The 25,848-nt window shown below is 69.7% G+C and carries 25 protein-coding genes; 6 read left to right on the top strand and 19 right to left on the bottom strand.

The window, feature by feature from the left end; all coding sequences use genetic code 11:
• Positions 1 to 228 precede the first annotated feature (228 nt).
• The 3 genes from AC0KUR_RS35240 to AC0KUR_RS35230 form a co-directional block, all read right to left on the bottom strand.
• Positions 229 to 663, bottom strand: coding sequence for a hypothetical protein (locus AC0KUR_RS35240; protein WP_034191173.1), 435 nt, complete (start codon positions 661 to 663; stop codon positions 229 to 231).
• Positions 664 to 850: 187 nt separating this feature from the next.
• Positions 851 to 1,078 (bottom strand): sulfurtransferase TusA family protein, encoded by a 228-nt coding sequence (locus AC0KUR_RS35235; protein WP_006402122.1) that lies wholly within the window; start codon positions 1,076 to 1,078, stop codon positions 851 to 853.
• A gap of 117 nt (positions 1,079 to 1,195) precedes the next feature.
• Positions 1,196 to 2,131, bottom strand: coding sequence for a LysR family transcriptional regulator (locus tag AC0KUR_RS35230; protein ID WP_034191174.1), 936 nt, complete (start codon positions 2,129 to 2,131; stop codon positions 1,196 to 1,198).
• A 110-nt stretch (positions 2,132 to 2,241) separates the two neighbouring features.
• Here AC0KUR_RS35230 and AC0KUR_RS35225 point away from each other — a divergent pair, with 110 nt between their 5' ends.
• Positions 2,242 to 3,762, top strand: a complete 1,521-nt coding sequence (locus AC0KUR_RS35225) for a CoA-acylating methylmalonate-semialdehyde dehydrogenase (RefSeq protein WP_034191175.1) — start codon at positions 2,242 to 2,244, stop codon at positions 3,760 to 3,762.
• A 57-nt stretch (positions 3,763 to 3,819) separates the two neighbouring features.
• Here AC0KUR_RS35225 and AC0KUR_RS35220 read toward each other — a convergent pair whose 3' ends face one another.
• From AC0KUR_RS35220 to AC0KUR_RS35185, 8 genes are all read right to left on the bottom strand, one after another.
• Positions 3,820 to 4,704 carry a MurR/RpiR family transcriptional regulator gene (locus AC0KUR_RS35220; protein WP_034191176.1) on the bottom strand — a complete coding sequence of 295 codons (885 nt, stop codon included), beginning with the start codon at positions 4,702 to 4,704 and terminating at the stop codon, positions 3,820 to 3,822.
• A 287-nt stretch (positions 4,705 to 4,991) separates the two neighbouring features.
• On the bottom strand, positions 4,992 to 6,164 hold the full coding sequence (locus AC0KUR_RS35215) for a Gfo/Idh/MocA family protein (protein ID WP_034191177.1): 1,173 nt from the start codon (positions 6,162 to 6,164) through the stop codon (positions 4,992 to 4,994).
• A gap of 32 nt (positions 6,165 to 6,196) precedes the next feature.
• Positions 6,197 to 7,123, bottom strand: coding sequence for a TIM barrel protein (locus tag AC0KUR_RS35210; protein ID WP_473377200.1), 927 nt, complete (start codon positions 7,121 to 7,123; stop codon positions 6,197 to 6,199).
• Positions 7,124 to 7,152: 29 nt separating this feature from the next.
• Entirely contained in the window at positions 7,153 to 8,166 is a 1,014-nt protein-coding gene (iolG, locus tag AC0KUR_RS35205; protein WP_473377199.1) for a bifunctional inositol 2-dehydrogenase/D-chiro-inositol 1-dehydrogenase, read from the bottom strand.
• Positions 8,167 to 8,225: 59 nt separating this feature from the next.
• Positions 8,226 to 9,137, bottom strand: coding sequence for a sugar phosphate isomerase/epimerase family protein (locus tag AC0KUR_RS35200; RefSeq protein ID WP_473377198.1), 912 nt, complete (start codon positions 9,135 to 9,137; stop codon positions 8,226 to 8,228).
• Between the two features lie 43 nt (positions 9,138 to 9,180).
• Positions 9,181 to 10,206, bottom strand: a complete 1,026-nt coding sequence (locus tag AC0KUR_RS35195) for an ABC transporter permease (protein WP_034191181.1) — start codon at positions 10,204 to 10,206, stop codon at positions 9,181 to 9,183.
• A 27-nt stretch (positions 10,207 to 10,233) separates the two neighbouring features.
• The gene (locus AC0KUR_RS35190; RefSeq protein ID WP_034191182.1) at positions 10,234 to 11,811 is read right to left on the bottom strand and encodes a sugar ABC transporter ATP-binding protein; all 1,578 of its coding nucleotides are present in this window, start codon (positions 11,809 to 11,811) and stop codon (positions 10,234 to 10,236) included.
• A 68-nt stretch (positions 11,812 to 11,879) separates the two neighbouring features.
• Positions 11,880 to 12,806, bottom strand: coding sequence for a sugar ABC transporter substrate-binding protein (locus tag AC0KUR_RS35185; protein WP_034191183.1), 927 nt, complete (start codon positions 12,804 to 12,806; stop codon positions 11,880 to 11,882).
• Positions 12,807 to 13,112: 306 nt separating this feature from the next.
• Here AC0KUR_RS35185 and AC0KUR_RS35180 point away from each other — a divergent pair, with 306 nt between their 5' ends.
• The 5 genes from AC0KUR_RS35180 (at position 13,113) to AC0KUR_RS35160 (ending at position 19,418) form a co-directional block, all read left to right on the top strand.
• Complete coding sequence (locus tag AC0KUR_RS35180) at positions 13,113 to 15,071, top strand: bifunctional 5-dehydro-2-deoxygluconokinase/5-dehydro-2-deoxyphosphogluconate aldolase (protein WP_049034648.1); 1,959 nt, start codon at positions 13,113 to 13,115, stop codon at positions 15,069 to 15,071.
• A 46-nt stretch (positions 15,072 to 15,117) separates the two neighbouring features.
• Complete coding sequence (gene iolD / locus AC0KUR_RS35175; RefSeq protein WP_301740718.1) at positions 15,118 to 17,001, top strand: 3D-(3,5/4)-trihydroxycyclohexane-1,2-dione acylhydrolase (decyclizing); 1,884 nt, start codon at positions 15,118 to 15,120, stop codon at positions 16,999 to 17,001.
• 61 nt (positions 17,002 to 17,062) lie between these two features.
• A complete protein-coding gene (gene iolE, locus AC0KUR_RS35170; RefSeq protein ID WP_069706075.1) occupies positions 17,063 to 17,992 on the top strand; it encodes a myo-inosose-2 dehydratase in 930 nt (309 codons plus the stop codon).
• A gap of 36 nt (positions 17,993 to 18,028) precedes the next feature.
• The gene (iolB, locus tag AC0KUR_RS35165) at positions 18,029 to 18,847 is read left to right on the top strand and encodes a 5-deoxy-glucuronate isomerase (protein WP_034191187.1); all 819 of its coding nucleotides are present in this window, start codon (positions 18,029 to 18,031) and stop codon (positions 18,845 to 18,847) included.
• A gap of 79 nt (positions 18,848 to 18,926) precedes the next feature.
• Positions 18,927 to 19,418, top strand: a complete 492-nt coding sequence (locus AC0KUR_RS35160; protein ID WP_034191188.1) for a heme-degrading domain-containing protein — start codon at positions 18,927 to 18,929, stop codon at positions 19,416 to 19,418.
• 43 nt (positions 19,419 to 19,461) lie between these two features.
• Here AC0KUR_RS35160 and AC0KUR_RS35155 read toward each other — a convergent pair whose 3' ends face one another.
• The 8 genes from AC0KUR_RS35155 to AC0KUR_RS35120 form a co-directional block, all read right to left on the bottom strand.
• A complete protein-coding gene (locus tag AC0KUR_RS35155) occupies positions 19,462 to 20,208 on the bottom strand; it encodes an SDR family NAD(P)-dependent oxidoreductase (protein WP_034191189.1) in 747 nt (248 codons plus the stop codon).
• Between the two features lie 159 nt (positions 20,209 to 20,367).
• The gene (locus AC0KUR_RS35150; RefSeq protein WP_059556993.1) at positions 20,368 to 21,072 is read right to left on the bottom strand and encodes an ABC transporter ATP-binding protein; all 705 of its coding nucleotides are present in this window, start codon (positions 21,070 to 21,072) and stop codon (positions 20,368 to 20,370) included.
• Positions 21,069 to 21,821 carry an ABC transporter ATP-binding protein gene (locus tag AC0KUR_RS35145; protein ID WP_473377197.1) on the bottom strand — a complete coding sequence of 251 codons (753 nt, stop codon included), beginning with the start codon at positions 21,819 to 21,821 and terminating at the stop codon, positions 21,069 to 21,071. The genes AC0KUR_RS35150 and AC0KUR_RS35145 overlap by 4 nt, the downstream gene beginning before the upstream one ends.
• The gene (locus AC0KUR_RS35140; protein WP_473377196.1) at positions 21,818 to 23,038 is read right to left on the bottom strand and encodes a branched-chain amino acid ABC transporter permease; all 1,221 of its coding nucleotides are present in this window, start codon (positions 23,036 to 23,038) and stop codon (positions 21,818 to 21,820) included. The genes AC0KUR_RS35145 and AC0KUR_RS35140 overlap by 4 nt, the downstream gene beginning before the upstream one ends.
• The gene (locus AC0KUR_RS35135; protein WP_034191193.1) at positions 23,031 to 23,966 is read right to left on the bottom strand and encodes a branched-chain amino acid ABC transporter permease; all 936 of its coding nucleotides are present in this window, start codon (positions 23,964 to 23,966) and stop codon (positions 23,031 to 23,033) included. Before AC0KUR_RS35135 ends, AC0KUR_RS35140 begins: the two co-directional genes overlap by 8 nt.
• Positions 23,967 to 23,975: 9 nt before the next feature.
• Entirely contained in the window at positions 23,976 to 24,413 is a 438-nt protein-coding gene (locus tag AC0KUR_RS35130) for an acyl-CoA thioesterase (protein ID WP_034191208.1), read from the bottom strand.
• 139 nt (positions 24,414 to 24,552) lie between these two features.
• Positions 24,553 to 25,089 carry an NUDIX domain-containing protein gene (locus AC0KUR_RS35125; protein WP_034191194.1) on the bottom strand — a complete coding sequence of 179 codons (537 nt, stop codon included), beginning with the start codon at positions 25,087 to 25,089 and terminating at the stop codon, positions 24,553 to 24,555.
• A gap of 121 nt (positions 25,090 to 25,210) precedes the next feature.
• A partial coding sequence (locus AC0KUR_RS35120; protein ID WP_473377195.1) for a YbfB/YjiJ family MFS transporter occupies positions 25,211 to 25,848 on the bottom strand: 638 nt, incomplete at its 5' end.

Below are 25,848 nucleotides of genomic sequence, written 5' to 3'. Positions count from 1 at the left end.
CCGCGCCTACCCCGGCCGCGCACCACGTGCGCGGCGCCCGGATATCGGCCGGCGAGCCGTCGTTGGCCGTTCGCGCCGCCTGGGCAAACCGGCGACCCCGGTCAAATATCTCAAAAACGGGGCACGGACGAACCGGCGATTTCATCATAGTAGTATGAAATTCGCCAAGAAATTGCGCGGACTACCGTCCTTTCTTCGAATAATCCTTCCGGCCGCGCAATCGGACGCCTAATCCGCGCCCGCGATGCCGGTCACCGGCTGGGCAACATCGTCGGCCGGCGCGCGTGGCGACGGCCGTTCGGACAGCGGCGGTTGAACCAGCATCCGCTGCAGCTGGCCGCGCACGCGCTCCCACGCAGCCGCTGCGTAGTCGGGCTGGGCTGCCGCCCACGCCTGCGCCACATCGAACACGCGCTCGATCGTCGCACCGCAGTAGGTCAGGCCCGCGCCGTCGTCCTGCGCGGCATCGCGCAGCCGTTCGTCGAGCCACTCGGCCAGCCACGGCATCTCGGCCGCGGCCGAATCCGCATAAGCCTCCAGCGCGGCGCGCGCATGGCGATCCTGACGCGGATCGAGCTCGATCCGGCTCAATTCCGACGCGCGTGCGGGCGCCATGCATTCCGCTCCGGACGGACTTCGAAGGGTCCCTGGTCTGAAGGACATGTCCTCTCCCCGTTGTACGACGGTAGCGTCAGGCAAGGCCCCCGTGCCCGCCTTGCGACGTACCGTGGCCGGCGCGTCGCTGGGAGCGGACGACCGGCCGGGTCAGTATACGCAGCCCGTCACGCAACGAGGTTTAAGAATTGTCAGAGAGGCCCGGCCGGCGCGGCGGCACGGGCGAGGCGGGCCGTCAGCGGCGGCGCATCAGGAATACGAAGGTCTTGTCCTGCGTCGTCGATTCGACGATCTCGTTGCCCGTCTGCTTCGCGAACGCGGCGAAATCGCGCTGCGAGCCCGGGTCGGTCGCGAGCACCTTGAGGATCTGCCCGCTTTCCATATCGGCGAGCGCTTTCTTGGCACGCAGGATCGGCAACGGGCAATTGAGCCCGCGCGCGTCCACTTCCTTGTGAATCTGCATCGGATGTCGACCTTCGAATGACGCGCCACAGGCGGCGCGGGAGGAAGCCGCGATTTTACCGCAGCGCCGCCGCGCCTGCCCGCCCCGCCCGCGGCGCGACGCGCGCGGGTGCCGGGCTCACGCGCCCGCGAAGCCGCCCGCGAGCCGTTCGCGCAGGTGCCGCACGAGCGCGCGCACCGCGCTCGGCACGACCGGACTGTACGGCCGGATCGCGAAGATGTGGTCGCCGAACGCGCCCGAGGGCCGCCAGCCGTCGAGCAGCGCGACGAGCCGGCCGGCGTCGAGATCGCGCCGCGCGCTGAAATCCGGCAGCAGCGCGATGCCGAGCCCGCCGAGCGCGGCCTCGCGCATCGCCTCGCTGTTGTTCGCCGCGAAACTGCCGCGCACGGGCACGCTCACGCGCTCGCGCCGCCGGCCGTGCAGCTCGAAGCTCCACGCGGCCGGCTCGTGGTCGCGCAGGTAGCACAGGCAGCTGTGGTCGACGAGTTCGTTCGGATGGCGCGGCGCGCCGCGCGCATCGAGATAGTCGCGGCTCGCGACCAGCAGCGAGCGCGTGTCGCACAGCTTCCACGCAACGTGGGTCTGCGGCGCGGTGGTCGTATGGCGAATCGCGAGATCGAAACCCTCCTGCGTCAGCGAATGCAGCCGATCCGACAGGTCGAGCTCGATCTGCACGCCCGGATGCTGCCGCAGGAAATCGGGCAGGTGCGGCACGACCTGCTGGCGCCCGAGCGCGACCGGCACCGTCAGGCGCAGCAGGCCGCGCGGCTCGCCGGCCAAGTCCTTCACGCGCGCGAAGTGCTGCCCGATCGACTCGAACGCATCGCGCGTGCTGTCGACGAGCGTCTGGCCCGCATCGGTGAGCCGCACGCTGCGCGTCGTGCGGCGCACGAGCGGCACGCCGGCCGCCTTTTCGAGATCGGCGATGCGCTGGCTCATCGCGGCCTTGCTGATGCCGAGCCGCTGCGCGGCCGCCGTGAAACTGCCGGCCGCGGCCAGCACCGTCAGCGAATGGATGTGCGGCCAGAGCGCCTGGACATTTTGCTGATTCATTCGCCGATTATTCAGAATTCTGAACAGTGAATCAAGTTTCGCGGCCTTCTCCCGCCCTGCCGGTTTCCCTAGACTGGGCCCTGTTCCCCCCCTCATCCCCAGGAGACACGATGAATCCGGTTCCCGCCTACACGTCCGACGCCGACGTCGGCCACTATGTCGACGGCGCGCCCGCGGCCGGCCGCAGCGGCCGCTTCCAGGACGTCCTCAATCCGTCGCTCGGCCGCGCGGTGCGCCGCGTCGCGCTCGCCGACGCCAGCGAAGTGCAGCGGGCCGTCGCGTCGGCCCATGCCGCGTTCCCGGCCTGGGCCGCGACGCCGCCGATCCGCCGCGCACGCGTGCTGCACCGCTTCCTGCAGCTGATGAACGAACACCGCGACACGCTCGCGGCGATCATCACGGCCGAGCACGGCAAGGTGTTCTCCGACGCGCAGGGCGAAGTCGCGCGCGGCATCGACATCATCGAATTCGCGTGCGGCGTGCCGCAACTGCTGAAGGGCGACTTCACCGACCAGGTCAGCACCGGCATCGACAACTGGACGATGCGCCAGCCGCTCGGCGTCGTCGCGGGCATCACGCCGTTCAACTTCCCGTGCATGGTGCCGTGCTGGATGTTCCCGGTCGCGATCGCGACGGGCAACACGTTCGTGCTGAAGCCGAGCGAGCGCGACCCGTCGGCCGCGCTGTTCATCGCCGACCTGCTCACGCAGGCCGGGCTGCCGGCCGGCGTATTCAACGTCGTGCAGGGCGACAAGGGCGCGGTCGACGCGCTGCTCGACCACCCCGACGTGCAGGCCGTCAGCTTCGTCGGCTCGACGCCGATCGCGGCCTACGTCCAGCAGCGCGCGGTGCAGTCCGGCAAACGCGTGCAGGCGCTCGGCGGCGCGAAGAACCATCTGGTCGTGATGCCCGATGCGAACCTCGAGCAGGCCGTCGACGCGCTGATCGGCGCTGCGTACGGCTCGGCCGGCGAGCGTTGCATGGCGATCAGCATCGCGGTGCTGGTCGGCGACGTGGCCGACCGGATCGTGCCGGCCATCGCCGAGCGCGCCCGCAAGCTGGTGATCGGCGACGGCATGTCGCCGGAAGTCGAGATGGGGCCGATCGTCACCGGCGAGGCGCTGAAGCGCATCGAGGGTTATATCGAGCAAGGCGTGAACGAAGGCGCGCAACTGGTGGTCGACGGCCGCGGGCTGCGCGTGCCGGGCCGCGAGTCAGGCTTCTTCACCGGCGGCACGCTGTTCGATCACGTGACGCCCGGCATGCGGATCTACAAGGAAGAAATCTTCGGGCCCGTGCTCGGCTGCGTGCGCGTGAAGGATTTCGGCGAAGCGGTCGACCTGATCAATGCGCACGAGTTCGGCAACGGCGTGTCGTGCTTCACGAGCGACGGCGGCATCGCGCGCGAATTCGCGCAGCGCATCCAGGTCGGCATGGTCGGCATCAACGTGCCGATCCCGGTACCGATGGCATGGCACGGCTTCGGCGGCTGGAAAAAGAGCCTGTTCGGCGACATGCACGCGTACGGCGAGGAAGGCGTGCGCTTCTACACGCGCCAGAAATCGGTGATGCAGCGCTGGTCGTCGAGCATCGGCAAGGGCGCCGAATTCGCGATGCCGACCGCGAAGTAAGCCGGCCGGCGCGCCGCCCGCCGATCGAGATCGCGGGCGGTGCGCCGCCGCAACACGTCAGCCGGCCTTGGTGCCGTGCGCGCCGTCGGCGGTCGGCCGGTACGACAGCTCGAGCCGGTACGCGAGCGCGACGAACAGGCTCTGCGCGAGACCCATCGTGGCCGTCAGCGCACGAAAACCGAACGTCTCGCTGTCCTGCACCATCAGCGTCACCTCGGCCTCCCGCGCAAGCGGGCTCATCCGGCTGTCGGTGATCGCGATCACGCGCGCGCCGCGCTGCACGGCCTGCTGCGCGACCTGGACGGTTTCCTCCGCATACGGCATGAACGAGATCACGATCATCACGTCGCCCGCGCGCACCGAGCGGATCTGCCCGAGATGCATGCTGCCGAGCGCGCTGAAGAGGCCGATGCGCTTGTCGGTGTGCTGCAGCGCGTAGTCGAGATACACGGCGATCGGAAACGCGCGACGCGAGCCCGCAATCCAGATCGCCTGCGTATCAGCGAGCAGGTCGACGGCCTGCGCGAGCGCCCGAGAATCGAGCGTCTGCCGCAATTGCTGCATGCCCGCGATGCTGCCCTTGATGAATTCGTCGGCGATCTGTTCGGGCTGCAGGCTCGACGAGCCCGCTTCGATCACGTCGCGCAGCCGCAGGTTGTACGCTCGCCCGGGCGCGATCTGCTGCGCGAGCCCTTCGCGGAACAGCCGCTGCATCTCGGAGAAGCCGGAGAAGCCGAAGTGCTTCGCAAAGCGGACGACGGCCGACGGCTGGACGCCGCACGCCTCCGCGAGCGACTGGATGCCTTCCAGGCCCAGCTGGTCCCGATGCGTTTCCACGTGGCGCGCGATCACCTTCAGGCGATTGCTGAGGCCGTCGTACTCCTGCGTCAGATGCTGCAGGAACTGCTCGACGGTGGCGGGAGGTTTCTCGGATGAACTCATCGGATAGCGCGAAGTTGACGGCCCCGATGCGCGCGCGATGCTGGCGGACGCGGCCCGGAACTCACCTGGATACATGCATGAAGGGCGAATTTAATCACGTTTGCGGCACGGCCCGCGCCGCACGCTCGCTCCCACGCGCTCGATCATCACTTGCACACGCTCCACGGCAAGGCTGGAAGCGATTGTCCAACGCGCTCGCGGCGTCGTAAAGATTAGGGCGTGTACCGAGTACCGGGGCCGGCCGCCGGTGCGCACGTGACGCAGCCCGCGCGGCCGGCCCGCCCCGCTCACCGATAGTCGACCCACACGCCGCCCGCGTCGGCGGAGCGCACGCAGTGCTCGACCCAGCGTACGCCCTCGACGCCGGCGTGAACGTCCGGATAACGGATCTGCTTCAACGCGTCGGCGTCGCCGCGATCGGCCGCATCCATCGCACGCGCGAACCGCGCGTAGAGATTCGACCATGCCTCGAACAGCCCTTCCGGATGCCCGGCGCCGATGCGGTCCTCGTGCAGCGCCTGCGGATGCAGGTAGCCCATCCCGCGATCGAGCACCTGCGCGGGCTGGCCCTGCACTTCGTAGCGCAACTGGTTCGGATGCTCGTCCCACCATTCGATGCTCGCCTTCGAGCCGATCACGCGCACCTTCTGGCCGTGCATCGAGCCGGCGTTCACCGCGCTCGACCACACGTAGCCGACCGCGCCGGTGTCGTACTCCATGATCGTGAATGCGTTGTCCTCGAGCGGCGCGCGGCTCTTCACGAAGCTCTGCCGCGAACACATCAGCCGCCGGATCTTCAGTTCCGGCGCCATCACCTCGGAGATGTACAGCGGATGCGTGCCGATGTCGCCGAGCACGTAGCTCGGGCCCGCGAACTTCGGGTCGACGCGCCAGCGCGCGGCCGCGCTCGCGGCCTCGACGCCTTCGCTGTGGAAGCCGTGCGCGAACTGCATCTGCACGATGCGGATCTCGCCGAGCTCGCCGCGCGCGATCATCTCGCGCGCCTGCTCGATCATCTGGTGTCCCGAGTAGCCGTACGCGACGCCGACGATCCGGTTCTTCTCGACCGACAGCCGCTGCAGCGCCTCGGCCTCCTCGGTCGTGAAGCACAGCGGCTTCTCGCAGACCACGTGCAGCCCCGCGTTCAGCGCGGCGCGGCAGATCGCGAAGTGCGTGTTGTTCGGCGTCGCGATCGACACCGCGCGGATGCCGTCCGGGCGCCGCGCCTCGGCGTCGAACATCGTCGCGTAGTCGGGATAGCAGCGTTCGGCCGCGACGCCGAGCTTCACGCCGAACTGGCGGCCGCGTTCGGGATCGAGGTCGAATGCGCCGGCAACCAGCTGGAAGCTGCCGTCGCGCAGCGCGGCCGACCGATGGCTGTAGCCGATCTGGCTGCCGAGCCCGCCGCCGACCATGCCCCAGCGAATCGAATGTCCAAGCAGAATCTGTCCGTCAATCATGATGGTGGTGTTCCTGGTGCGGGTTCAGTGGGTCAGGCAAAGCCGGCCGACGCGAGAAACGCGCGGCTCGCGGCGACGTCGCGCAGGCTCGTGGCGGCGTTGCGCGGGTCGCGCTCCTGCTCGATCGTGATGTAACCCGCGTAGCCGATCTCGTCGAGCGCCTGGCGGATCGCGCGGTAATCGAGCACGCCGGTGCCGATCGGGCACATCACGCCGCGCGCGCAGGCAGCGAAGAATGCGATGTGCTCGCCCATCACCGCGTCGTACACGGCCGCGTCGATATCCTTGAAATGCACGTAGTCGAGGCGCGCCGCGTGGCGGCGCAGCCAGGTTTCCGGGTCCATGCCCGAGTAATGCAGGTGGCCGGTATCGAGACACAGGCCGGCCGTCTCGGCCGGAATGTCGGCGACGATCCGGTCGATCTCGTCCGCGAACTCGATGTAGCCGCCCGCATGCGGATGGATCACCGCGCGCACGCCGAACTCGTCGCGCGCGATCGTCGCGATCTGCCGGATATGGTCGACCATCCGCGCCCAGTGCTCGGCGGACAACCGCGGCGCGCGATCGCCGTGGCCGGCCGCGTAGTCGCGCACTTCGTGGCCCCAGTCGATCACGACCAGGTACGGCGCCGCGTAGCGCTGGCCGTCCTGCGTCGGCAGCCTGGGCAGCCGCGTGATCAGCGTGCAGATGTCGCGCGTCTGGCGCAGCAGGTTCGGCAGGTTCTCCGGCGACACGAGATCGTCGAAGATCGTGCCGGCGGTGATGCTCAGGCGTTGCCGCTCGAGTTCGGCGCTGACCACGTCGAGTTCGAGCGGGATGTAGCCGTACGGCCCGAGCTCGATGCCCGAGTAACCGGCCTGCGCGGCTTCGGCGAGCACGTGCCGCCACGGCGGCAGGTGCGGGTTCTTCACGTCGTCGACGCCCCAGCAGCAGGGCGCGCAGCCAATCTTCATCGTCATGTCGGTCGCTCCGTCAGGTCAGCCGCGGGTCAGCCGCGATAGAACGCGGGACGGCCGGCCATCGCGATCGGTTCGACCGCGCCGCTCTTCTGCGCCCGCACGCACGCATCGGCCGCGACCGCCGCCGCGTAGCCGTCCCATGCGGACGGCCCGGTCAGCGCGCCCTGCCGCACGCCGTCGATGAACGCCTGCAGCTCGACGTCGTACGACGCGATGAAGCGCTCCTTCCAGTCGGTCATGATCTCGACCGACCGCCGCGCCGCGTGCTTGAGCCCGACGGCCGGCGGATCGGGCAGCTTCGCGATGCCCTGCTCGCCGACCACTTCGCACTGGATGTCGTAGCCGTACTGGCAGTTCACGAAGATCTCGACGTCGATGCGCACGCCGCTCGCGGTTTCGAGCAGCACGATCTGCGGATCGGCGAGATGCGCGGACGCGTGCCGCGTCTTCTTCGGATAGACGACCTGCGCGCTCGTGTAGTCCTCGCCCAGCAGCCAGCGCAGCACGTCGAGTTCGTGGATCAGCGTGTCGGTGATCGCCATGTCGGTCGTGTAGCGCTCGCCGACCGACTGGTTGCGATGCGCGCAATGCAGCATCAGCGGTGCGCCGATCTCGCCGCTGTCGATCACGCGCTTGAGCGCGCGATAGCCTTCGTCATACGGCCGCATGAAGCCGACCTGCACGAGCCGCTTGCCGTGCGCGACCTCGGCTTCGACGATCCGCATGCAACCGTCGGCCGTGACGGCCAGCGGCTTCTCGCAGAACACCGGCTTGCCGTGCGCGATCGCGTCGAGCACGAACGCTTCGTGCGTCGGCCCCCACGACGTGACGAGCACGGCCTGCACGTCGGCGGCCGCGACCACTTCGCGGCCGTCGCCGTAGATCTCGGCGTCGAGCCCGTACTTCGTCACCGCGTCGCGCGCCTGCTGCGGGTCGATGTCGTTGACGGCCACGACGCGCGCGCCGGACAGCGTGCGGGTCAGTCTGCGGATGTGGTCCTGGCCGATCGCGCCGCAGCCGATCACGCCGATTTGCAAGCTCATCTACAAGTCTCCAGTCGTTCATCAGCGGCGCGGCCCCCGCCGCGCCGGTCGGGAATCGGTCAGCGCGCGCGGCGATCGAAATGGCGATCGACGTAGCGCTGGATCGTGTCGCGCATGTAGCGCGACGAGGCTTCCGCGCGGTCTTCCCAAGCGAACACGCACGACGACATCACGCCGTCGAAGCCGGCGGCGCCGAGCGCGCCGAAGAACCCGTCCCAGTCGATCTCGCCCTGCCCGATGTCGAGATGCTGGTGCACGCGGATCTGGTTCGAGCCGGGCGGGTTCACGATGTAGCGCAACTGGCTGCTCTTGCGGTGGTCGAACGTGTCGGCCACGCGCACGTGCGCGAGGATCGGCGCGGCCTGCGCGATCATCGCGGCCATGTCGTCGCCGTAGTAGAACGTGTGCGGTGCGATATACGACAGCTTCAGCGACGGCGAACCGAGGTTCGTGACGATGTCGATCGCCGGTTGCAGCTGTTCGATCCAGTCCTCGGGATGCGGCTCGACCGACAGCACGATGCGTTCGCGCTCGAGGATCGGCAGCAGCTCGTCCATCGACCGGAACCACGCGGCTTCGCACAGCTCCTTCGGGTTCGCGCCCGGCCGCTCGCCGACCGAACGCTCGGGCGACGCGCCGCGCCCGAATTCCGACACCATCAGCGGGCATTCCATCTCGACCGCCACCTCGATCGCCTTGCGCCAGCAGCGCACGGCCCATTGCCGCTCGTCCTCGAACGGGCTCGCCCAGCGGTACATCGGCTGCAGCGACGCGAGCCCGACGCCGCTCGCGCGCATCGCCTGACGGAACCCGGCCATGCGCGCCCGCGTCGCGCGCGGCATCACCCACCAGTCGAGAAAGTCGCTGCGCGGCGACAGCTCGATCTGGTCGTAACCCAGCTCGGCTACCGCATGCGGCAGCCGGTCGAGCGGCAGGTGGCGAATCATGTACGGGTCGAGTGCGATCTTCATCGGGCGTCCTTCGTGAAGGCGGATGTCGGGCTCACGCGCGCGCTCAGCGGCGCTTCTTCTTGTTGCGGTACTGGTCGGCGATCACGGCCGCGACGATGATCGCGCCCTTCACCATCTCCTGGTAATACGCGTCGATCCGGATGAACGTGAAGCCCGACGTCATCACGCCGAGGATCAGCACGCCGATCACGGTGCCCGTCACGCGGCCGAGGCCGCCCGACAGCGACGTGCCGCCGATCACGACGGCCGCGATCGCATCGAGCTCGTACATCACGCCCATGCCTGACTGGCCGGAGATCGCGCGCGCGGCCGTCACGGTGCCGGCGATCCCGCTCAAGAGGCCCGCGATCGCGTAGACGAACACCAGGTGGCGCGTGACGTTGATGCCCGACACGACGGCCGCGTGGCGGTTCGCGCCGATCGCGTAGGTGTACTTGCCGAAGCGCGTGTAGCGCAGCACGACGTGGAAGATCGCCGCGATCACGAGAAAGATGATCACCGGATTGGCACCCGCGCCGATCGCCGCGAACTGATCGGTCAGCATCGACACCGGCATCCCGTTGGTGAACCACTTCGCGAAGCCGCGCGCGGCAACCATCGTGCCGAGCGTCGCGATGAACGGCGGGATGCCCGTCATCGCGATCAGCGTGCCGTTCAGCAGGCCGACCAGCAGCCCGACGCACACGCCGGCCAGCACCGGCCAGATGATCGGCAGGTCGGTGAGGTGCGGAAACACCGCACGCGGGAAGTCGGACACCTGCGCGAGGCTCGCCGACACGACGGCGGCCGCCGCGACGACCGACCCCGACGACAGGTCGATCCCGCTGGTGATGATCACGAGGTTCACGCCGACCGCGATGATGCCGATCACGGCCATCTGCAGCACGATGATCTCGAGCCGCTCGGCGTTGAACAGGAAGCTCTGGCCGACGACGATCCAGCCGACGATCTCGAAGAACAGGCTGATGCCGACCAACACGAGGAAGATGCTCAGCTCGGGCGGCCACTTCGTGTGCCGCGACTTGAGTGTGATGGTCTGCGCATCCGCGACCGGATTCAGGTTGCCCATTTCAGTTGTCTCCAATCTTGTTTCGGCTCAGCGCGACGCGAGATCCATGATGCGGACCTGGTCGGCGTCCTTGCGATCGACGATGCCGGTCATGCGCCCTTCGTGCATCACCATCACGCGATCGCTCATCCCCAGCACTTCCGGCATTTCCGACGAGATCATCAGCACCGCGACGCCCTTGCCGGCGAGCGCGCTGACGAGCCGGTGAATCTCGGCCTTCGCGCCGACGTCGATGCCGCGCGTCGGTTCGTCGAGGATCAGGATGCGCGGCTGCGTGAGCAGCCAGCGGCCGATCAGCACCTTCTGCTGGTTGCCGCCCGACAGGTTCTGGATTGCCTCGTGCAGCCCCGGCGACTTCACGCGCAGCATCCGGCTCATTTCCTCGCAATCGCGCTTCAGTTGCGCCTGCTGCACGAAATTGAACTTCACGTAGCGGTGGCTGAGCACGGCCGCTTCCATGTTCGCGAGCAGGTCGAGATTCAGGAAGCAGCCGCTGTCCTTGCGGTCCTCGGTGAGGAACGCCATCCCGTGCTTCATCGCCTGCGCGGGCGTCGCGATCCGCACCGGCTTGCCGTCGATCCGGATCTCGCCAGACGTGGCCGGCACGACGCCGAACAGCGCCTCCGCGACGTTCGAGCGCCCCGAGCCGACGAGGCCCGCGACGCCGAGGATTTCCCCCGCGCGCAGCTCGAAGCTCACGTCGCGGAACACGCCGTCGACGCAGAGATCCTTCACCGACAGCACGACGTCGCCGATCGGCACGTCTTCCTTCGGGAACATCTGCGTGATCTCGCGCCCGACCATCATGCGGATGATGTCGTCGCGCGTGACGTCGCTCGATGCATGCGTGCCGATGTACTTGCCGTCGCGGAACACCGAGAACTCGTCGGCGATCTCGAACAGCTCGTTCATCTTGTGCGTGATGTAGACGATGCCCTTGCCCTGCTCGCGCAGCTGGCGAATGATCCGGAACAGGTGCGTGACTTCCTTGTCGGTCAGCGCGGAAGTCGGCTCGTCCATGATCAGCACGTCGGAGTCGAACGACACGGCCTTCGCGATCTCGACCATCTGGCGGCTCGCGACGGTCAGCGTGCGCACGTCGGTTTCCGGATCGATGTCGATCGACAGCCGTTCGAACAGCGCGGCCGTGCGGCGGCGCAGCTCGGCGTGATCGATCAGGCCGAAGCGGTTCTTCGGTTCGCGGCGGATCCAGATGTTCTCCGCGACCGTCATGTACGGCATCAGGTTGAGTTCCTGGTGGATCATCGCGATCCCGCGCTCGAGCGCATCGAGCGGGCCGTTCAGCACGACCGGTTCGCCGTTGATCAGGATTTCGCCCTGGTCGGGCGTGTAGACGCCCGCGATGATCTTCATCAGCGTGGACTTGCCCGCGCCGTTCTCGCCCATCAGCGCGTGGACGGTGCCGCGGCGCACGCGGAACTGCACGCCGTCGAGCGCGACGACGCCGGGAAAGGACTTGCCGACGCCGCGTACCTCGAGCACGCAGTCGGCCGCGAAAGAAGCCGGCGCGGCGGACGACCCGCCGGACGAGGCGGCCGGTGCATCGCCGCCGGCCATCGGGCGCGCGACCCTGGCTGTAAACATGGACGTTCCTCGACAAAGCGCGCGCGAACCCGGCAATGCCGGGCCCGCGCAGTTCAACGGACCGCCGGTCAGTGCTTGGCGTACTGGTTCATGTTCTCGGGCGTCACGAGCTCGAACGGCACGTTCACGTAGCGGTCGACCGGCTGCTTCTTCGCAAGCTTCAGCGCGGCGGCCACCGACTGCGCGCCCTGCCCGATCGCGTTCTGGTACACCGACACCTTCAGCTCGCCGGCCTTCATCGCCGCGAGCCCGTCCGGCGTCGCGTCGATGCCGGCGACGACCGTCTTCGGCGTCAGCTTGCGCGCGGCCTTCAGCGCGTTGATCGCACCGATCGCCATCTCGTCGTTGTTCGACACGATCGCGTCGAACTTGGTCCCGGAGCTCAGCCAGTTCATCGTGATGTCCTGGCCCTGCGTGCGGCTCCACTTGCCTTCGCGCTTGTCGACGATCTTCATGCCCGCGCAGTCCTTGGTCGCGATCACGTCCTCGATGTCCTTGGTGCGGGCACGCGCCGATTCGTTGGACAGCTCGCCCATCAGCACGAGAATGTCGCCCTTGCCGCCGAGCAGCTTGCACACCTGGCGCGCCTGCAGCGTGCCCGACTGCTTTTCGTCGGACGCGACGACCGCGACGCCGGCCGGCAGCTTGTCGAAATCGACCGGCTTGCGGTTGACGTAGACCAGCGGGATCTTCGCGGCCGTCACCATCTTCGTGATCTTCGGCGTCGCGTCGGTATCGACCGGGTTCACGATGATCGCGTCGACCTTCTGCGCGATCATGTTCTGGACCTGGCTCAACTGCTTGCCGACGTCGTTGCCGCCGTCCTCGATCTGCACGGTCACGCCGTCCTTCTTCGCCGAATCGGCGATGCTGTTGCGCAGGATGGTCAGGAACGTGTCGTCGAACGACGCCATCGTCACGCCGATCTTCTCGGCATGCGCGAGCGGCGCAGCCAGGATCGCGGCGGCCGCGACGGCCATCAGCTTGGTCTTCATGATCAATCTGTCTCCTCATCTCCGGGGGGCGGAAGACGGCGCGTTGCGCGCCGCCGGGCCGAGTCCGATACGGACTGAAGCATCCGGATGGAACTGTAGATCACTTCCTCGAACATTTGGAAATTTATTTCTACGTGATTTCACCTAGGGAACTGGATTTCCAAAAAGTCTAGACTGCGTCCGTAGCCCGATTCCCCGCGGCAGGCAGTCCCGCGTCGTGCAGCGCACGTCACGGCGTGCGGCCAGAGGATCGGTCCCCCAATCCGCCGGCAACGTCGACCGCCGGCCGCGAGCGTGACACGTGATATGAGCCAGCTGAACTTTCCGAGTGACCGCCCCATCGATCTCGCCTGCCTCGGCCGCGTGGCCGTGGATCTCTATGCGCAGCAGTACGGCAGCCGCCTCGAAGATGCCCGCAGCTTCCAGATGTATCTCGGCGGCTCGTCGGGCAACGTCGCGTTCGGCGTCGCGCGGCTCGGGCTGAAGACCGCGATGATTTCGCGCGTCGGCGACGAACAGATGGGCCGCTTCCTGCGCGAGACGCTCGAGCGCGAAGGCTGCGACACGAGCCAGCTGCAGACCGACCGCGAGCGCCTCACCGCGCTGGTGCTGCTCGGGCTGAAGGATCGCGACACGTTCCCGCTGCTGTTCGTGCGCGAGAACTGCGCGGACATGGCCGTGCGCGCCGACGAGATCCGCGAGGACTTCATCGCCGGCTGCCGGGCGCTGGCGATCACCGGCACGCACCTGTCGACGCCGGGCACGCGCGAGGCGTCGCTGACCGCGCTCGGCTACGCGCGCCGCCACGGCGTCGTGCGGATCCTCGACATCGACTACCGGCCCGTGCTGTGGGGGCTGACCGCACGCGGCGCGGGCGAGAACCGTTACGTGCCGGACGCGCAGGTCACGCGGCAGCTGCAGCAGGTGCTCGGCGAATTCGACCTGCTGGTCGGCACCGAGGAGGAATTCCTGATCGCGGGCGGCGTGCCGCACGACCTGATCGGGTCGCTGCGGGCCGTGCGCGCGATCACGAACGCGACGCTGGTCGTCAAGCGCGGCGCACTCGGCTGCTGCGTGATCGAAGGCGACATTCCGGCCGGCATCGACGCCGCGCCGACGTTCGTCGGCGAACGTGTCGAGGTGCTCAACGTGCTCGGCGCGGGCGACGCGTTCCTGTCGGGCCTGCTGTCGGGGCTGCTGCGCGGCCGCGACTGGGCCGAATCGACGCGCCTCGCGAATGCGTGCGGCGCGATCGTCGTGTCGCGCCACGCATGCTCGGCCGCGATGCCGACGCCGGCCGAACTCGCGCACTGGTTCGACGGCAGCCGCAATCCGGCGGTCGATGCCGACCGCACGCTCGCGCACCTGCATCGCGTGACGGTGCCGCGCCGCGAATGGGACGACCTGTGCGTGATGGCGTTCGACCACCGCAGCCAGTTCTACGAACTCGCGGTGCAGGCCGGCGCGGACGAAGCGCGCATCAGGACGTTGAAGCGCCTGCTCGTGCGCGCGGTCGAGCAGGTCGAGCGCGAGCGCCGGATCGAAGGCCACGTCGGCGTGCTGATCGACGGCGGCGCCTACGGCAGCGACGCGCTCGCGTCGGCCACCGGGCGCGGCTGGTGGGTCGGCCGCCCGGTCGAGCTGCCGGGCTCGCGGCCGCTGCGGTTCGACGAGACACGCTCGGTCGGCTCGTCGCTCACGCACTGGCCGACCGAACAGGTCGTGAAATGCCTCGTCCACTACCACCCCGACGACGACGTCGACCTGCGCGTCGAGCAGGAGCAGCGCGTGCTGGAACTGTGGGAAGCCACCCGCGCCAGCGGCAACGAGCTGCTGCTCGAGATGATTCCGCCGCGCGCGGTCACGCCGGCCGGCACCGAGGACGACGCGGTGCTGCGCACGATCGCGCGCTTCTACAACCTCGGCGTGAAGCCCGAATGGTGGAAGCTCACGCCGCTGAGCGCGGACGGCTGGACGCGGCTCGCCGCGCTGATCGCCGAGCGCGACCCGCATTGCCGCGGCGCGGTGATCCTCGGGCTGAACCAGCCGCTGCAATACCTCGTCGACAGCTTCCGCGCGGCGACCAACCCGATCGTCAAGGGCTTCATGGTCGGGCGCACGCTGTGGGCCGACGCGTCGCTGAACTGGTTCGCGGGCCGCATCGACGACCAGGCGCTGATCGACGAAGTCGCCGGCAACTTCACGCAACTGGTCGACGCATGGCTGGGCCGCCGTGCGGCCGCGCGCACCGCCGCCGCGGCCTGATGCCCGTGCCCGTGACGACCACCCGACTCCTCTCTATCGACCGACGATGACCCACACCGTGAGACTGACCGTCAGCCAGGCGCTCGTGCGCTACCTGGCCGCCCTGCGCGCCGAAGTCGTCCAACCCGACGGCCGCACCGACATCCTGCCGTACTGCGGCGGCGTATTCGCGATCTTCGGCCACGGCAACGTGGCCGGGCTCGGCGAAGCGCTGCATGCCGAGCGGGACCGGCTGCCGACGTTCCGCGCGCACAACGAACAGGGGATGGCCAACGCGGCCGTCGCGTTCGCGAAAGCGCATTTCCGCCAGCGGATGATGGCCGCGACGTCGAGCATCGGCCCCGGCGCGACCAACATGCTGACCTCCGCCGCGCTCGCGCACGTCGGCCGGCTGCCGCTGTTGCTGCTGCCCGGCGACGTGTTCGTGTCGCGGCTGCCCGACCCCGTGCTGCAGCAGGTCGAGGATTTCGAACAGGGCGACGTCAGCGCGAACGACTGCTTCCGGCCCGTGACGCGCTACTTCGACCGCATCACGTCGCCCGAGCAACTGCTCGTCGCGCTGCCGCGTGCGATCCAGGTGATGACCGATCCCGCGCAGTGCGGCCCCGTCTGTCTCGCGCTGCCGCAAGACGTGCAGACCTTCGCGTTCGACTGGCCCGAGGATTTCTTCGCGCCGCCGGTGATCCGGATGCGCCGGCCGCCGGCCGACGCGCTCGAACTCGCCGACGCCCTCGACGTGCTGAAGGCCGCGAAGAAACCGCTGATCGTGGCCGGCGGCGGCGTGCTGTACAGCCAGGCGTGGGACGCGCTGCGCGCGTTCGCCGACACGCACGGCGTGCCGGTCGCCGAATCGCAGGCCGGCAAGGGCAGCCTCGCGTGGGATCACCCGCTGAACCTCGGATCGATCGGCGTGACGGGCTCGCCCGCCGCGAACCGCGCGGCCGCGCAGGCCGACGTCGTGTTCGCGGTCGGCACGCGGCTGCAGGATTTCACGACCGGCTCGCATGCGCTGTACGGCGACGCGACGCTGCTGAGCCTGAACGTGCAGCCGTTCGACGCGGGCAAGAAACGCGGCCGGCAACTGATCGCCGACGCACGCACGGGCCTCGGCCAGCTGTCAGGCGCGCTGGCCGGCTGGCACGCCGATCCCGCGTGGACGGCCGCGAACCGCGACCAGGCCGCCGCGTGGAACGCGCGCGTGACCGAGCTGACGACGCGCATCCCGAAGGACACGCTGCCGTACGACGCGGAAGTGATCGGCGCGGTGCGCGACTCCGCGACCGACGCGGGACGCGACAGCGCACGCGACGACCTCGTCGTCTGCGCGGCCGGCACGCTGCCGGCCGAGTTGCACAAGCTGTGGCGCAGCGGCGTGCCGGGCAACTATCACATGGACTATGCGTACTCGTGCATGGGCTACGAAGTGGCGGGCGGCCTCGGCGCGAAGCTCGCCCGGCCCGAGCGCGAGGTGATCGTGATCGTCGGCGACGGCTCGTACATGATGCTCAACGCGGAGCTCGCGACGTCCGTGATGCTCGGCCGCAAGCTGATCGTCGTGATCCTCGACAACCGCGGCTACGGCTGCATCGAGCGGCTGCAGCTGAACTGCGGCGGCGCGAGCTTCAACAACATGCTCGACGATTGCGTGCCCGAAGGCGGCGAACGCTCGACGATCGACTTCGCGATGCATGCGCGCGCGATGGGCGCCGAAGCCGTGCACGTGCGCGACATCGTCGAATTGCGCCACGAGATGAAGCGCGCCCGCGCGGCGAGGAAGAGCCAGGTGCTCGTGATCGACACCACCCACCGGCGCACGACCGACGACGGCGGCGCGTGGTGGGAAGTCGCGGTGCCGCAGGTATCCGCACGCGCCGGCGTCGACGCGGCGCACCGCGCGTATCTCGACGCGAAAACCCGGCAGCGGCGCTGACCGCGCCCGCCGCCCGCTAAAGCACCCGACAAGAACACCCTCCGAACCAAGGAAGCAAGTCATGAGCTGGAACGTCCGCATCGGCATCAATCCCCTGTCGTGGATGAACGACGACCTGCCGTCGCTCGGCGGCGAGACGCCGCTCGAAACGGCGCTGAAGGAAGGCGCCGAAATCGGCTATGCGGGCTTCGAGCTCGGCAACAAGTTTCCGAAGACGGGCCCCGAACTGAAGGCGAAGCTCGCCGAATTCGGCCTCGTGTGCGTGTCCGGCTGGTATTCGGGCTTCCTCGCGGAAGTCGAACCGGGCATGAGCGACGCCGAGGCGGTCGCGGCCGAAATCGAGCGCTGCCGCGCGCACCTGACGAAGCTGCAGTTCAACGACGTGAAGGTCGTGGTCTACGGCGAATGCGCGGGCACGATCCAGGGCAGCATCGACACGCCGGTCGCGAAACGGCCGCGTTTCGTCGACGACGACGCCTGGCGGCGCTACGCGGCACGCCTCGACGCGTTCGGCGCGCACCTGCTCGACACGTACGGGATCAAGCTCGCCTACCATCACCACATGGGCGCGTACGTCGAGTCGCCCGACGACGTCGACCGGCTGATGGCGCTGACCGACCCGACGAAGGTGTTCCTGCTGTTCGATACCGGCCACGCGTATTTCGGCGGCGCGGCCGACCCCGTCGCGCTGCTGAAGAAGCACGTGTCGCGCGTCGCGCACGTGCATTGCAAGGACGTGCGGCCGCAGGTCGTCACGCAGGCGCGCAACGACGGCTGGAGCTTCCTGAACGGCGTGATCAACGGCACGTTCACGGTGCCGGGCGACGGCGCGCTCGATTACGACGCGACGCTGCGCACGCTGAAGGACGCCGGCTACGAAGGCTGGCTCGTCGTCGAGGCCGAGCAGGATCCGGCCGTCGCGCCGAGCTATGCGTATGCGAAAAAGGGCTACACGTCGCTGCGCGCGATCGTCGACCGGTTGAGTGCGTGAGCGCTTGAGCCCCCTTCCATTGCGGAGCCCCACCCCATGACGATTTCTCCCCTGCTGGTCAAGGCATCCGCCGACCGCGAAATCTGCAACGTCACGCCCGAGTCGGCCGGCTGGAAGCATGTCGGCTTTCGCGCGCTGCGCCTGAAGGCCGGCGACACCGAAACGCTCGACACCGGCACGCGCGAGCTGTGCGTCGTCGTGCTGACGGGCACGGTGCGCGCCGAAGTCGACGGCGCAACCCACGATGCGCTCGGCAAGCGCGACAGCGTCTTCGAAGAGGTGTCGCCGGACGCGCTGTACGTGCCGGGCGGCAAGACCGTCACGCTGGTCGCGACGCGCGACGCGGAAATCGCGTTGTGCACCGCGCCCTACGCAAGCGGCGACAAGCCCGTGCAACGCCTCGACGGCGAACGGATGCGCCGCTCGGTGCGCGGGCAAGGCACCAACACGCGCTACGTGTGCGACATCCTGATGGGCGACAACCCGGCGGCCGACCGGCTGCTCGTGGTCGAAGTCGTCACGCCGGCCAGCCATTCGAGCAGCTATCCGCCGCACAAGCACGATCGCGACGCGGCGCCCGACGAGACGTCGCTCGAGGAAACCTACTATCACCGGATCGATCCGCCGCAGGGTTTCGCGTTCCAGCGCGTGTACACGGACGACCGCAGCCTCGACGAAGCGTGCGCGGTCGAGAACCACGACGTCGTGATGGTGCCCCGCGGTTACCACCCGGTCGTCGCGCCGCACGGCTACAACCTGTACTACCTGAACGTGATGGCCGGGCCGAGCCGCGCATGGGCGTTCAAGAACGATCCGGCGCACGAATGGATGATCGACGCGGCGCCGAAGCGCTGAGCGCAAGACGGGTGAGCGCGCGGCCCGTCGCGGTGCGATACCCGCGCGCAATCCGCATTTGCGACGACACGGAGCCGCCATGGTGACGATCTTTCCGCGCCTCGATCACGCGCCCTTCGACGAAGGCGCGCGCGAAACGGCGTTGCCGCGCTTCAATGCCGACGTCGCGCGCCGGCTCGGGGAAATCGCGGTCAACATCGCGTCGCGCCGCGGGCTGCCGATCGCGGTCGGCATCGTCGGCAAGGCGCCGCTGTTCTACTGCGCGCTCGACGGCAGCGGCGCGCGCGACAACGACGCGATCCGCCGCCGGCAGAACACGGTGCTGCGCTTCGGCCTGAGCTCGCTCGAAGTCGGCGCGCGCTTCCGGCACGCCGGCTGGTCGCTGCAGTCGCAGGGGCTGTCGGACGACGACTATGCGCTCGACGGCGGCGGCGTACCGTTACGCGTCGCCGGCGCCGGCATCGTCGGTGCGATGACGATCGCCGGACTCGAGTCCGAACGCAACCACGCGCTCGTCGTCGAGAGCCTGCGCTGGCACGTCGGCGCGAACGCGCTGGCGATGATCGCGTAACCGCGCGGCCGGCCCGTGCGGGCCGATGCCGCGCGTGGCGCGATCAGTTCAACCCGCCGCTCACGACGAGGTGCTCGCCGGTCATCCAGCGTGCATCGTCCGAGGCGAGGAACACGGCGACCGACGCGATGTCGTTCGGCTCGCCGAGACGGCCGAGCGGCGTCTCGCCGAGCACCTGCTTTTCGAGATCGGAGCCGATGATACCCGCGCTGTGCGTGCCTTCGGTCACGATCATGCCCGGGTTGATCGCGTTCACGCGGATCTTGCGCGGGCCGAGTTCGAGCGCGAGCACGCCGGTGATCGCGTCGACCGCGCCCTTCGTGCCGCTGTACACGGCGCTCGCCGGCGGCGTGATGCTGGTCACCACCGAGCTGATGTTGATGATGCTCGCGCCTTCGCCGAGATGCTTGACGGCCGCCTGCGTCGTCAGCAGCACACCGAACACGTTCGTGTCGAACTGCCGGCGGTAGTGTTCCTCGGTGATCGCCTCGATCGGCGCGAATTCGTACACGCCGGAATTGTTGACGAGCACGTCGAGACGGCCGTACGTGTCGATCGCCGTATCGACGATGCGCTGCGCGTCGGCGGCCTTCGCCACGTCGCCGCCGACCGCGACCGCGCGGCCGCCCGCTTCGACGATCGCGCTCACGACCGCGTCGGCGCCGGCCTTGCTGCTCGCGTAATTGACGACGACCGATGCGCCTTCCGCGGCCAGTGCCTTCGCGATGGCCGCGCCGATGCCCTTCGATGCGCCCGTGACGATCGCTACCTTGTTTGCCAGCTTGCTCATGATTTCATTCCTCGGTCAGAAGACATTCGATGGTGGGCGCCGATGCCGCGTTGCCGCGGCGACCGGCATGACTGGCAATGTACGGCGCGTCGCGGCAGTGATAAAGCGGCCCGACACGAATTGACTGGCGGCGTTTGCCGAACAATCGATCGCGCGCGGTCAGCCGGCACTCAGCCATGCGTCGGCGACCTCGCCGCCCAGACCGTCGAGCGCGCCGTCGTAGACGATCTGTCCCCGCCCCATCACCGCGACCCGCCGCGCGAGCCGCGGCGCGAACTGCAGGCGCTGCTCGATCAGCACGATCGCGACGCCGTCGGCCTGCAGCGCGGCGAGGCAGGCACCGACCTCGTCGACCGCGAGCGGCGCGAGCCCCTCGGCCGGCTCGTCGACGATCAGCACCCGCGGGCGGCCGGCCAGTGCCCGCACCAACGCGAGCACCTGCTGCTCGCCGCCCGACAGCCGCCCCGCTTTCACGTCCGCGCGTGCGGCCAGCAGCGGAAAGCGGTCGAACAGGCGGTCGAGCGCCGCGCGTTCGGCCGGGCCGCGTGCGCCGCGCAATCCGAGCCGCAGGTTGTCGCGTACCGTCAGCAGCGGGAACACGTCACGGCTTTCGGCCACGTAAGCCACGCCGCGCCGTGCGATCTCGAACGTACGCGCGCCCGCGCATTCGGCGCCCGCGATGCGCACCGACCCGGCCGTGCGCACGAGCCCCATCACGGCCTTCGCGAGTGTCGAGCGGCCCGAGCCGTTGCGGCCGAGCAGCGCGAGCGTCTCGCCCGGCGCGAGCGCGAGATCGACGCCGTCGAGCACGGGCTGCAATCCGTACCACGCGCGCAGGCCGCGAATGTCGAGCAGTGCGTTCATGCGCGGCCTTCGCCCAGGTACGCGGCACGCACGCGCGGATCGGCGCGGATCGTATCGGGCGCACCGGTCGCGACGACCGCGCCGCGAACGAGCACCGTGATGCGTTCGGCGAAACCGAACACCGCATCCATGTCGTGCTCGATCATCAGCACCGTGCGGCCCTGCGTCGTCGCGCGTATCAGCGCGATCATCCGCCCCGCCTGCGCGCGGCTCATGCCGGCCGTCGGCTCGTCGAGCAGCAGCGTGCGGGCGCCGCTCGCGAGCGCGATTCCGAGATCGAGCGCGCGCTGTTCCGCGTAGCTCAGTTCGGCGGCCGGCGTGTCGCGCCGCGCCTCGAGCCCGATGTCGCGCAGCACGCGCGCGGCCGCGAGATCGATCGACGCCGATTCGCGCAGCCGGTTCCACCAGCGCCGCCGTTCGACCGGCGCATGCAGCGCCGCGCAACGCAGGTTGTCGAACACGGTCAGCCGCGCGAACGCGCTCGTTTGCTGGAAACTGCGGCCGACGCCGAGGCGGCTCGCGACGACGGGCCCGCGCCCGCGCAGGTCGACGCCGTGCAGCACGACACGCCCGCGCGTCGGCCGTACCGCACCGGCAATCACGCCGAACAGCGTCGACTTGCCCGCGCCGTTCGGCCCGATCAGCGCATGGCGCTCGCCGGCCGCGATGCTCAGTTCGACGCCGTCGAGCACGGTCTGCGCGCCGAAGCGCTGCACGACGCCCTGCAGCGCGATCGCATTGCCGTTCATCGCACGTCCTCCCGCTTGCCGGCCCGCGCGAACCGCGCGCGCCAGCCCCACAGCAGCGTGCCGATGCCGGCCGCCGAGCACGCGACGGCCCAGCCGGCCGGCGTATCGGCGTCGATGCCCCATGCGCCGAACGCGAGGCCCGTGCCGTCGTCCTGCGCGAAGCGCCACGCATAACCGAGCTCGCCCGCGCAGACGATCGCGACGCCCCAGAACACGCACGCGCCGAGCGCGCACAGCATGCGCCACCGCTCGGGCGCCGGCGCATCGCGCCGCATCGCATGCACGAACGCCTGCGCGATGCCCGCGAGCCCGCGCGGCGCGGCCACGACGATCGCGACGAACAGCACGCCGAGATACAGCGCCCACGCGCGCGACACGCCCGCGACACCGATGCTCAGCGCGGTCAGCACCGCAGCGCCGGCCGCGGGCCCGAAGAACGCGCCGGTACCGCCGATCACCGCGGCGATCAGCACGGTCGCCGAGCGCGCCATCGACACGCTGTCGGGCGTCGCGATCTCGATGTCGATCAGCGTCAACGTGCCCGCGATGCCCGCGAAGAACGACGCGCAGGTGACCATGGCGAGCCGCACGCGGCGCGGATCGGTACCGAGCGCGGCGACGCGCGCCGGGTTGTCGCGCACCGCGTTCGCGAGCCGCGCGAGCGGCGTGCGCGTCAGCGCGTGCATGGCCCACGCCGAGACGATGCACCACGCGGCGATCACCGCATACGCGTGCGCCGGTGCGCCGAATTGCCCGTTGCCCCACGGCGCGCCGCTCGCGCGATCGATCGGCACGCCGCCGAGACCGCCGAACCACGCGGGCACGCTCCACGCCGCCGCCGCGACGCATTCGCCGAGCCCGAGCGTGATCATCGCGAACGCGGTGCCGGAGCGACGCGTCGCGAGCAGCCCGGCGACGCAGCCGAAACCCGCGCCGGCCGCGCCGCCGACGAGCGGCAGCAGCGGCAGCGGGCCGCCGAGATGGTTGAACCAGTGCGCGGCGGCGAACGCACCGAGGCCCGCGAACGCCGCGTGCCCGAACGACAGCAGCCCGGTCGTGCCGAGCTGCAGGTTGTACGACAGCGCGAGCACGACGAGCGCGGCCGTCTGCGCGAGATAGCCGAGCACCGCGCCATGCGGCCACAGCCACGCGGGCAGCACGAAGCACGCGGCGAACAGCGCCCAGCGCGCGAGTCCGGCGAACGCGCGGCTACGCATCGGCACGCTCGCCGAACAGCCCGCGCGGCCGTGCGACCAGCACCGCGACGAGCAGCAGGTACGGCACCAGCGGCGCGAGTTGCGCGATCGACACCGCGGCCACGCGGTCGGGCAACGCGATGCCGATCCATTGCGCGAGGTCGCGCAGCGACGTGTCGCTCGCGGCCGCGAAAGTCTGCGCGAAGCCGACCGCGAGCGACGCGACGAATGCGCCGCCGAGCGAGCCGAGGCCGCCGATCACGACGACCGCGAAGACGACCGACCCGACGGTCTCGGCCAGCGCGGGTTCGATCACCGCGAGCGGCGCGCCGATCACGCCGGCCAGCGCCGCGAGCGCGGTGCCGGCGCCGAACAGGCCCGTCATCACGCGCGGCACGTCGTAGCCGAGCGCCTCGACGGCCGCGCGATGCGTGAGCGCCGCGCGCACGACGAGCCCGAGGCGCGATGCGCGCAGCAGCGCACCGAGCGCGACCAGCATCGTCGCGGACATCGCCATCATGAACAGCCGGTAGCGCGGCAACGCGAGGCCGAACACGCTCACCGGCGCGCCGTCGAACAGCCGCGGCACCGGTGCCGGCAGCGGCGCGAGGCCCCAGGCGAGTTTCGCGCCCTCGCCGATCAGGTACGCGAGACCGAAGGTCAGCAGCAGCTCACTGGTATGGCCGCGCGCCTGCACGCGGCGCAGCAGCGTGCGTTCGCAGCCGGCGCCGAGCAGCCCGACCGCGAGCGGCGCGAGCACGAGCGCGGGCCAGAAGCCCGCCTGGGCCGCGATGCTGTAGCCGACATACGCGCCGAGCATGTAGAAGCTCGCATGCGCGAAGTTCAGCACGCCCTGCACGCTGAAGATCAGTGTGAGGCCGGCCGACAGCATGAACAGCAGCAAGCCGTAGCTGAGGCCGTTGAAGGCCTGGAGCGCGAACGCGTGCACCGCGAGCCGTCAGGCCGTGAGCGGCTCGAGCGCGGCGCGCAGCGCATCGGGCAGCGGCACGGGGCGGCGTGTCTCGCGATCGACGTACACGTGCACGAAATGGCCCTGCGCGGCGGGCGACGCAGCGCCTTGCGCGAACAGCCCGACCTCGTAGCGCACGCTCGACGTGCCGAGCTTCACGACGCGCAGCCCCGCGTCGACCGACTGCGGAAACACGAGCGGCGCGAAGTAGTTGCACTGTGTCTCGACGACCAGCCCGATCGTCTGCCCGTGCTCGACGTCGAGCACGCCCGCGCGGATCAGGTACTCGTTCACGACGGTGTCGAAGTAGCTGTAGTAGACGACGTTGTTCACGTGCCCGTAGACGTCGTTGTCCATCCAGCGGGTCGTGATCGGCAGGAAGTGGCGATAGGCGTCGCGCGGACGCGGCTGCGGCTTGTCGGACATGGCGATGGCGGTCAGGACGATGGAAACGGTGAGGACGACGCGCGGCGGCCGTGCGGCACGGCACGCTGGCATGAAGCGCCACGCCGCGGCGCGATCGCGCGCGGCGCGGCGAATGACACCCTGCGGGCAGGCCGGCCCGTCACTGCCCCGGCCGGTCGACGAACTCGACATCGAGGCCGCGCGCACGCATCCAGTCGGCGAGCGCGAAGCCCGTACCGGCACGCCACGGACGCAGCAGCGGCGGATCGACGAGCCGGTATTCGAGCAGTTCCGGCGACAGCGACACCGTGCCCGACGCCCGCACGTGGTACGCGATGATCAGCTCGTTCTTGCGGATGAATTCGTACACGCCGACGAGCGACACGTGCTCGGCCTTCAGCGCGGTTTCCTCGAACACCTCGCGCGCGATGCCGTCCTCGGGCGTCTCGCCGTTTTCGAGGAAACCGGTGATCAGCGCGAACATCCCCTCGGGCCACGCCGCGTTGCGGGCGAGCAGGATCTGGCCGTCGAGCTCGACGATCGCGGCGACGACCGGCAGCGGGTTGTTCCAGTGCACATAGCCGCAAGTGTCGTCGGGACACGCCTGGCGGATGCGGCCGCCTTCATGTTCGGGATCGGCGCGCTCGGTCAGCGGGCTCGCGCAGCGCGGGCAGAAGCGGTAGTCGGCGGTGGTCATCGGTGAGGATCTGGCGAGCGCCGGACGGCCGCCTCCCGGCTGCCCGCGCACCCGCTCGGCGCGGGAAAGGCTTCATTCTAGCGAGTTTGCCCGCGCCGCAGACGATCCGTCCCCGCCGGCGTCAGGATTGCCGGCGCGCGCTCGCGGCGGTCGCCGCGAAGCCGGCGGCGCCCGCGAGCAGCGCGGCGACCGCGACCCACAACGCCGGCGTGAACGACCCGAAACGCGCGGCCAGCGGCGCCGCGACGAGCGGCCCGAGGATCTGCCCGATCCCGTACGACGCGGTCGCATAGCCCATCAGCCCGGCCGCGCGCTCGCCGTGCAGCCGCCGCGCCTCGCGCATCGCGAACAGCGTGATCGCGGTGAACGGCAGGCCGAGCAACGCGCTGCCCGCCGAGAAGCCGGCCGCGTTCGGCCACACGATGCCGGCCACGATGCCGAGCGCCTGCGTCGCGCAGCCGGCCGCGAGCAGCAGCCGGTTGTCCCAGCGGCCGGGCAGCCGCGCGGCCGTGATCGCGCCGACGATCAGCGCCGCGCCGAACATCGGCCAGAACAGGTCCGGCCACGGCGAGCCGGCCGGCAGCGCGGCGCGCGCGATCACCGGCAGGAACGTCGCGGTGATGATGTAGCCGAAGCCCGGCGCGCCGTACAGCACGACGAGCCACGCGGCATCGAGGCGCCGGCTTCGCACGCCGGCGGCCGGCGCCGTCGAGGCTGCCGTCGCGCCCGCGGCCGCATGCGGCACGGCAGCCGCCGAGG

The organism is Burkholderia sp. YHN3-13 (assembly GCF_055810675.1).
Note: the sequence above shows the minus strand (reverse complement) of the source record. Positions and strands in the feature narration are given on the sequence as shown.

Coding starts and splice junctions, on each gene's coding strand:
- AC0KUR_RS35200 (WP_473377198.1), bottom strand. CDS start 9,137: ATGAAGATCGCACTCGACCCGTACATGATTCGCCACCTGCCGCTCGAC.
- AC0KUR_RS35240 (WP_034191173.1), bottom strand. CDS start 663: ATGTCCTTCAGACCAGGGACCCTTCGAAGTCCGTCCGGAGCGGAATGC.
- AC0KUR_RS35155 (WP_034191189.1), bottom strand. CDS start 20,208: ATGAGCAAGCTGGCAAACAAGGTAGCGATCGTCACGGGCGCATCGAAG.
- AC0KUR_RS35160 (WP_034191188.1), top strand. CDS start 18,927: ATGGTGACGATCTTTCCGCGCCTCGATCACGCGCCCTTCGACGAAGGC.
- AC0KUR_RS35215 (WP_034191177.1), bottom strand. CDS start 6,164: ATGATTGACGGACAGATTCTGCTTGGACATTCGATTCGCTGGGGCATG.
- AC0KUR_RS35180 (WP_049034648.1), top strand. CDS start 13,113: ATGAGCCAGCTGAACTTTCCGAGTGACCGCCCCATCGATCTCGCCTGC.
- iolE (WP_069706075.1), top strand. CDS start 17,063: ATGAGCTGGAACGTCCGCATCGGCATCAATCCCCTGTCGTGGATGAAC.
- AC0KUR_RS35140 (WP_473377196.1), bottom strand. CDS start 23,038: ATGCGTAGCCGCGCGTTCGCCGGACTCGCGCGCTGGGCGCTGTTCGCC.
- AC0KUR_RS35130 (WP_034191208.1), bottom strand. CDS start 24,413: ATGTCCGACAAGCCGCAGCCGCGTCCGCGCGACGCCTATCGCCACTTC.
- AC0KUR_RS35235 (WP_006402122.1), bottom strand. CDS start 1,078: ATGCAGATTCACAAGGAAGTGGACGCGCGCGGGCTCAATTGCCCGTTG.
- iolD (WP_301740718.1), top strand. CDS start 15,118: ATGACCCACACCGTGAGACTGACCGTCAGCCAGGCGCTCGTGCGCTAC.
- AC0KUR_RS35145 (WP_473377197.1), bottom strand. CDS start 21,821: ATGAACGGCAATGCGATCGCGCTGCAGGGCGTCGTGCAGCGCTTCGGC.
- AC0KUR_RS35210 (WP_473377200.1), bottom strand. CDS start 7,123: ATGACGATGAAGATTGGCTGCGCGCCCTGCTGCTGGGGCGTCGACGAC.
- AC0KUR_RS35195 (WP_034191181.1), bottom strand. CDS start 10,206: ATGGGCAACCTGAATCCGGTCGCGGATGCGCAGACCATCACACTCAAG.
- AC0KUR_RS35220 (WP_034191176.1), bottom strand. CDS start 4,704: ATGAGTTCATCCGAGAAACCTCCCGCCACCGTCGAGCAGTTCCTGCAG.
- AC0KUR_RS35230 (WP_034191174.1), bottom strand. CDS start 2,131: ATGAATCAGCAAAATGTCCAGGCGCTCTGGCCGCACATCCATTCGCTG.
- AC0KUR_RS35125 (WP_034191194.1), bottom strand. CDS start 25,089: ATGACCACCGCCGACTACCGCTTCTGCCCGCGCTGCGCGAGCCCGCTG.
- iolG (WP_473377199.1), bottom strand. CDS start 8,166: ATGAGCTTGCAAATCGGCGTGATCGGCTGCGGCGCGATCGGCCAGGAC.
- AC0KUR_RS35190 (WP_034191182.1), bottom strand. CDS start 11,811: ATGTTTACAGCCAGGGTCGCGCGCCCGATGGCCGGCGGCGATGCACCG.
- AC0KUR_RS35225 (WP_034191175.1), top strand. CDS start 2,242: ATGAATCCGGTTCCCGCCTACACGTCCGACGCCGACGTCGGCCACTAT.
- AC0KUR_RS35150 (WP_059556993.1), bottom strand. CDS start 21,072: ATGAACGCACTGCTCGACATTCGCGGCCTGCGCGCGTGGTACGGATTG.
- iolB (WP_034191187.1), top strand. CDS start 18,029: ATGACGATTTCTCCCCTGCTGGTCAAGGCATCCGCCGACCGCGAAATC.
- AC0KUR_RS35185 (WP_034191183.1), bottom strand. CDS start 12,806: ATGAAGACCAAGCTGATGGCCGTCGCGGCCGCCGCGATCCTGGCTGCG.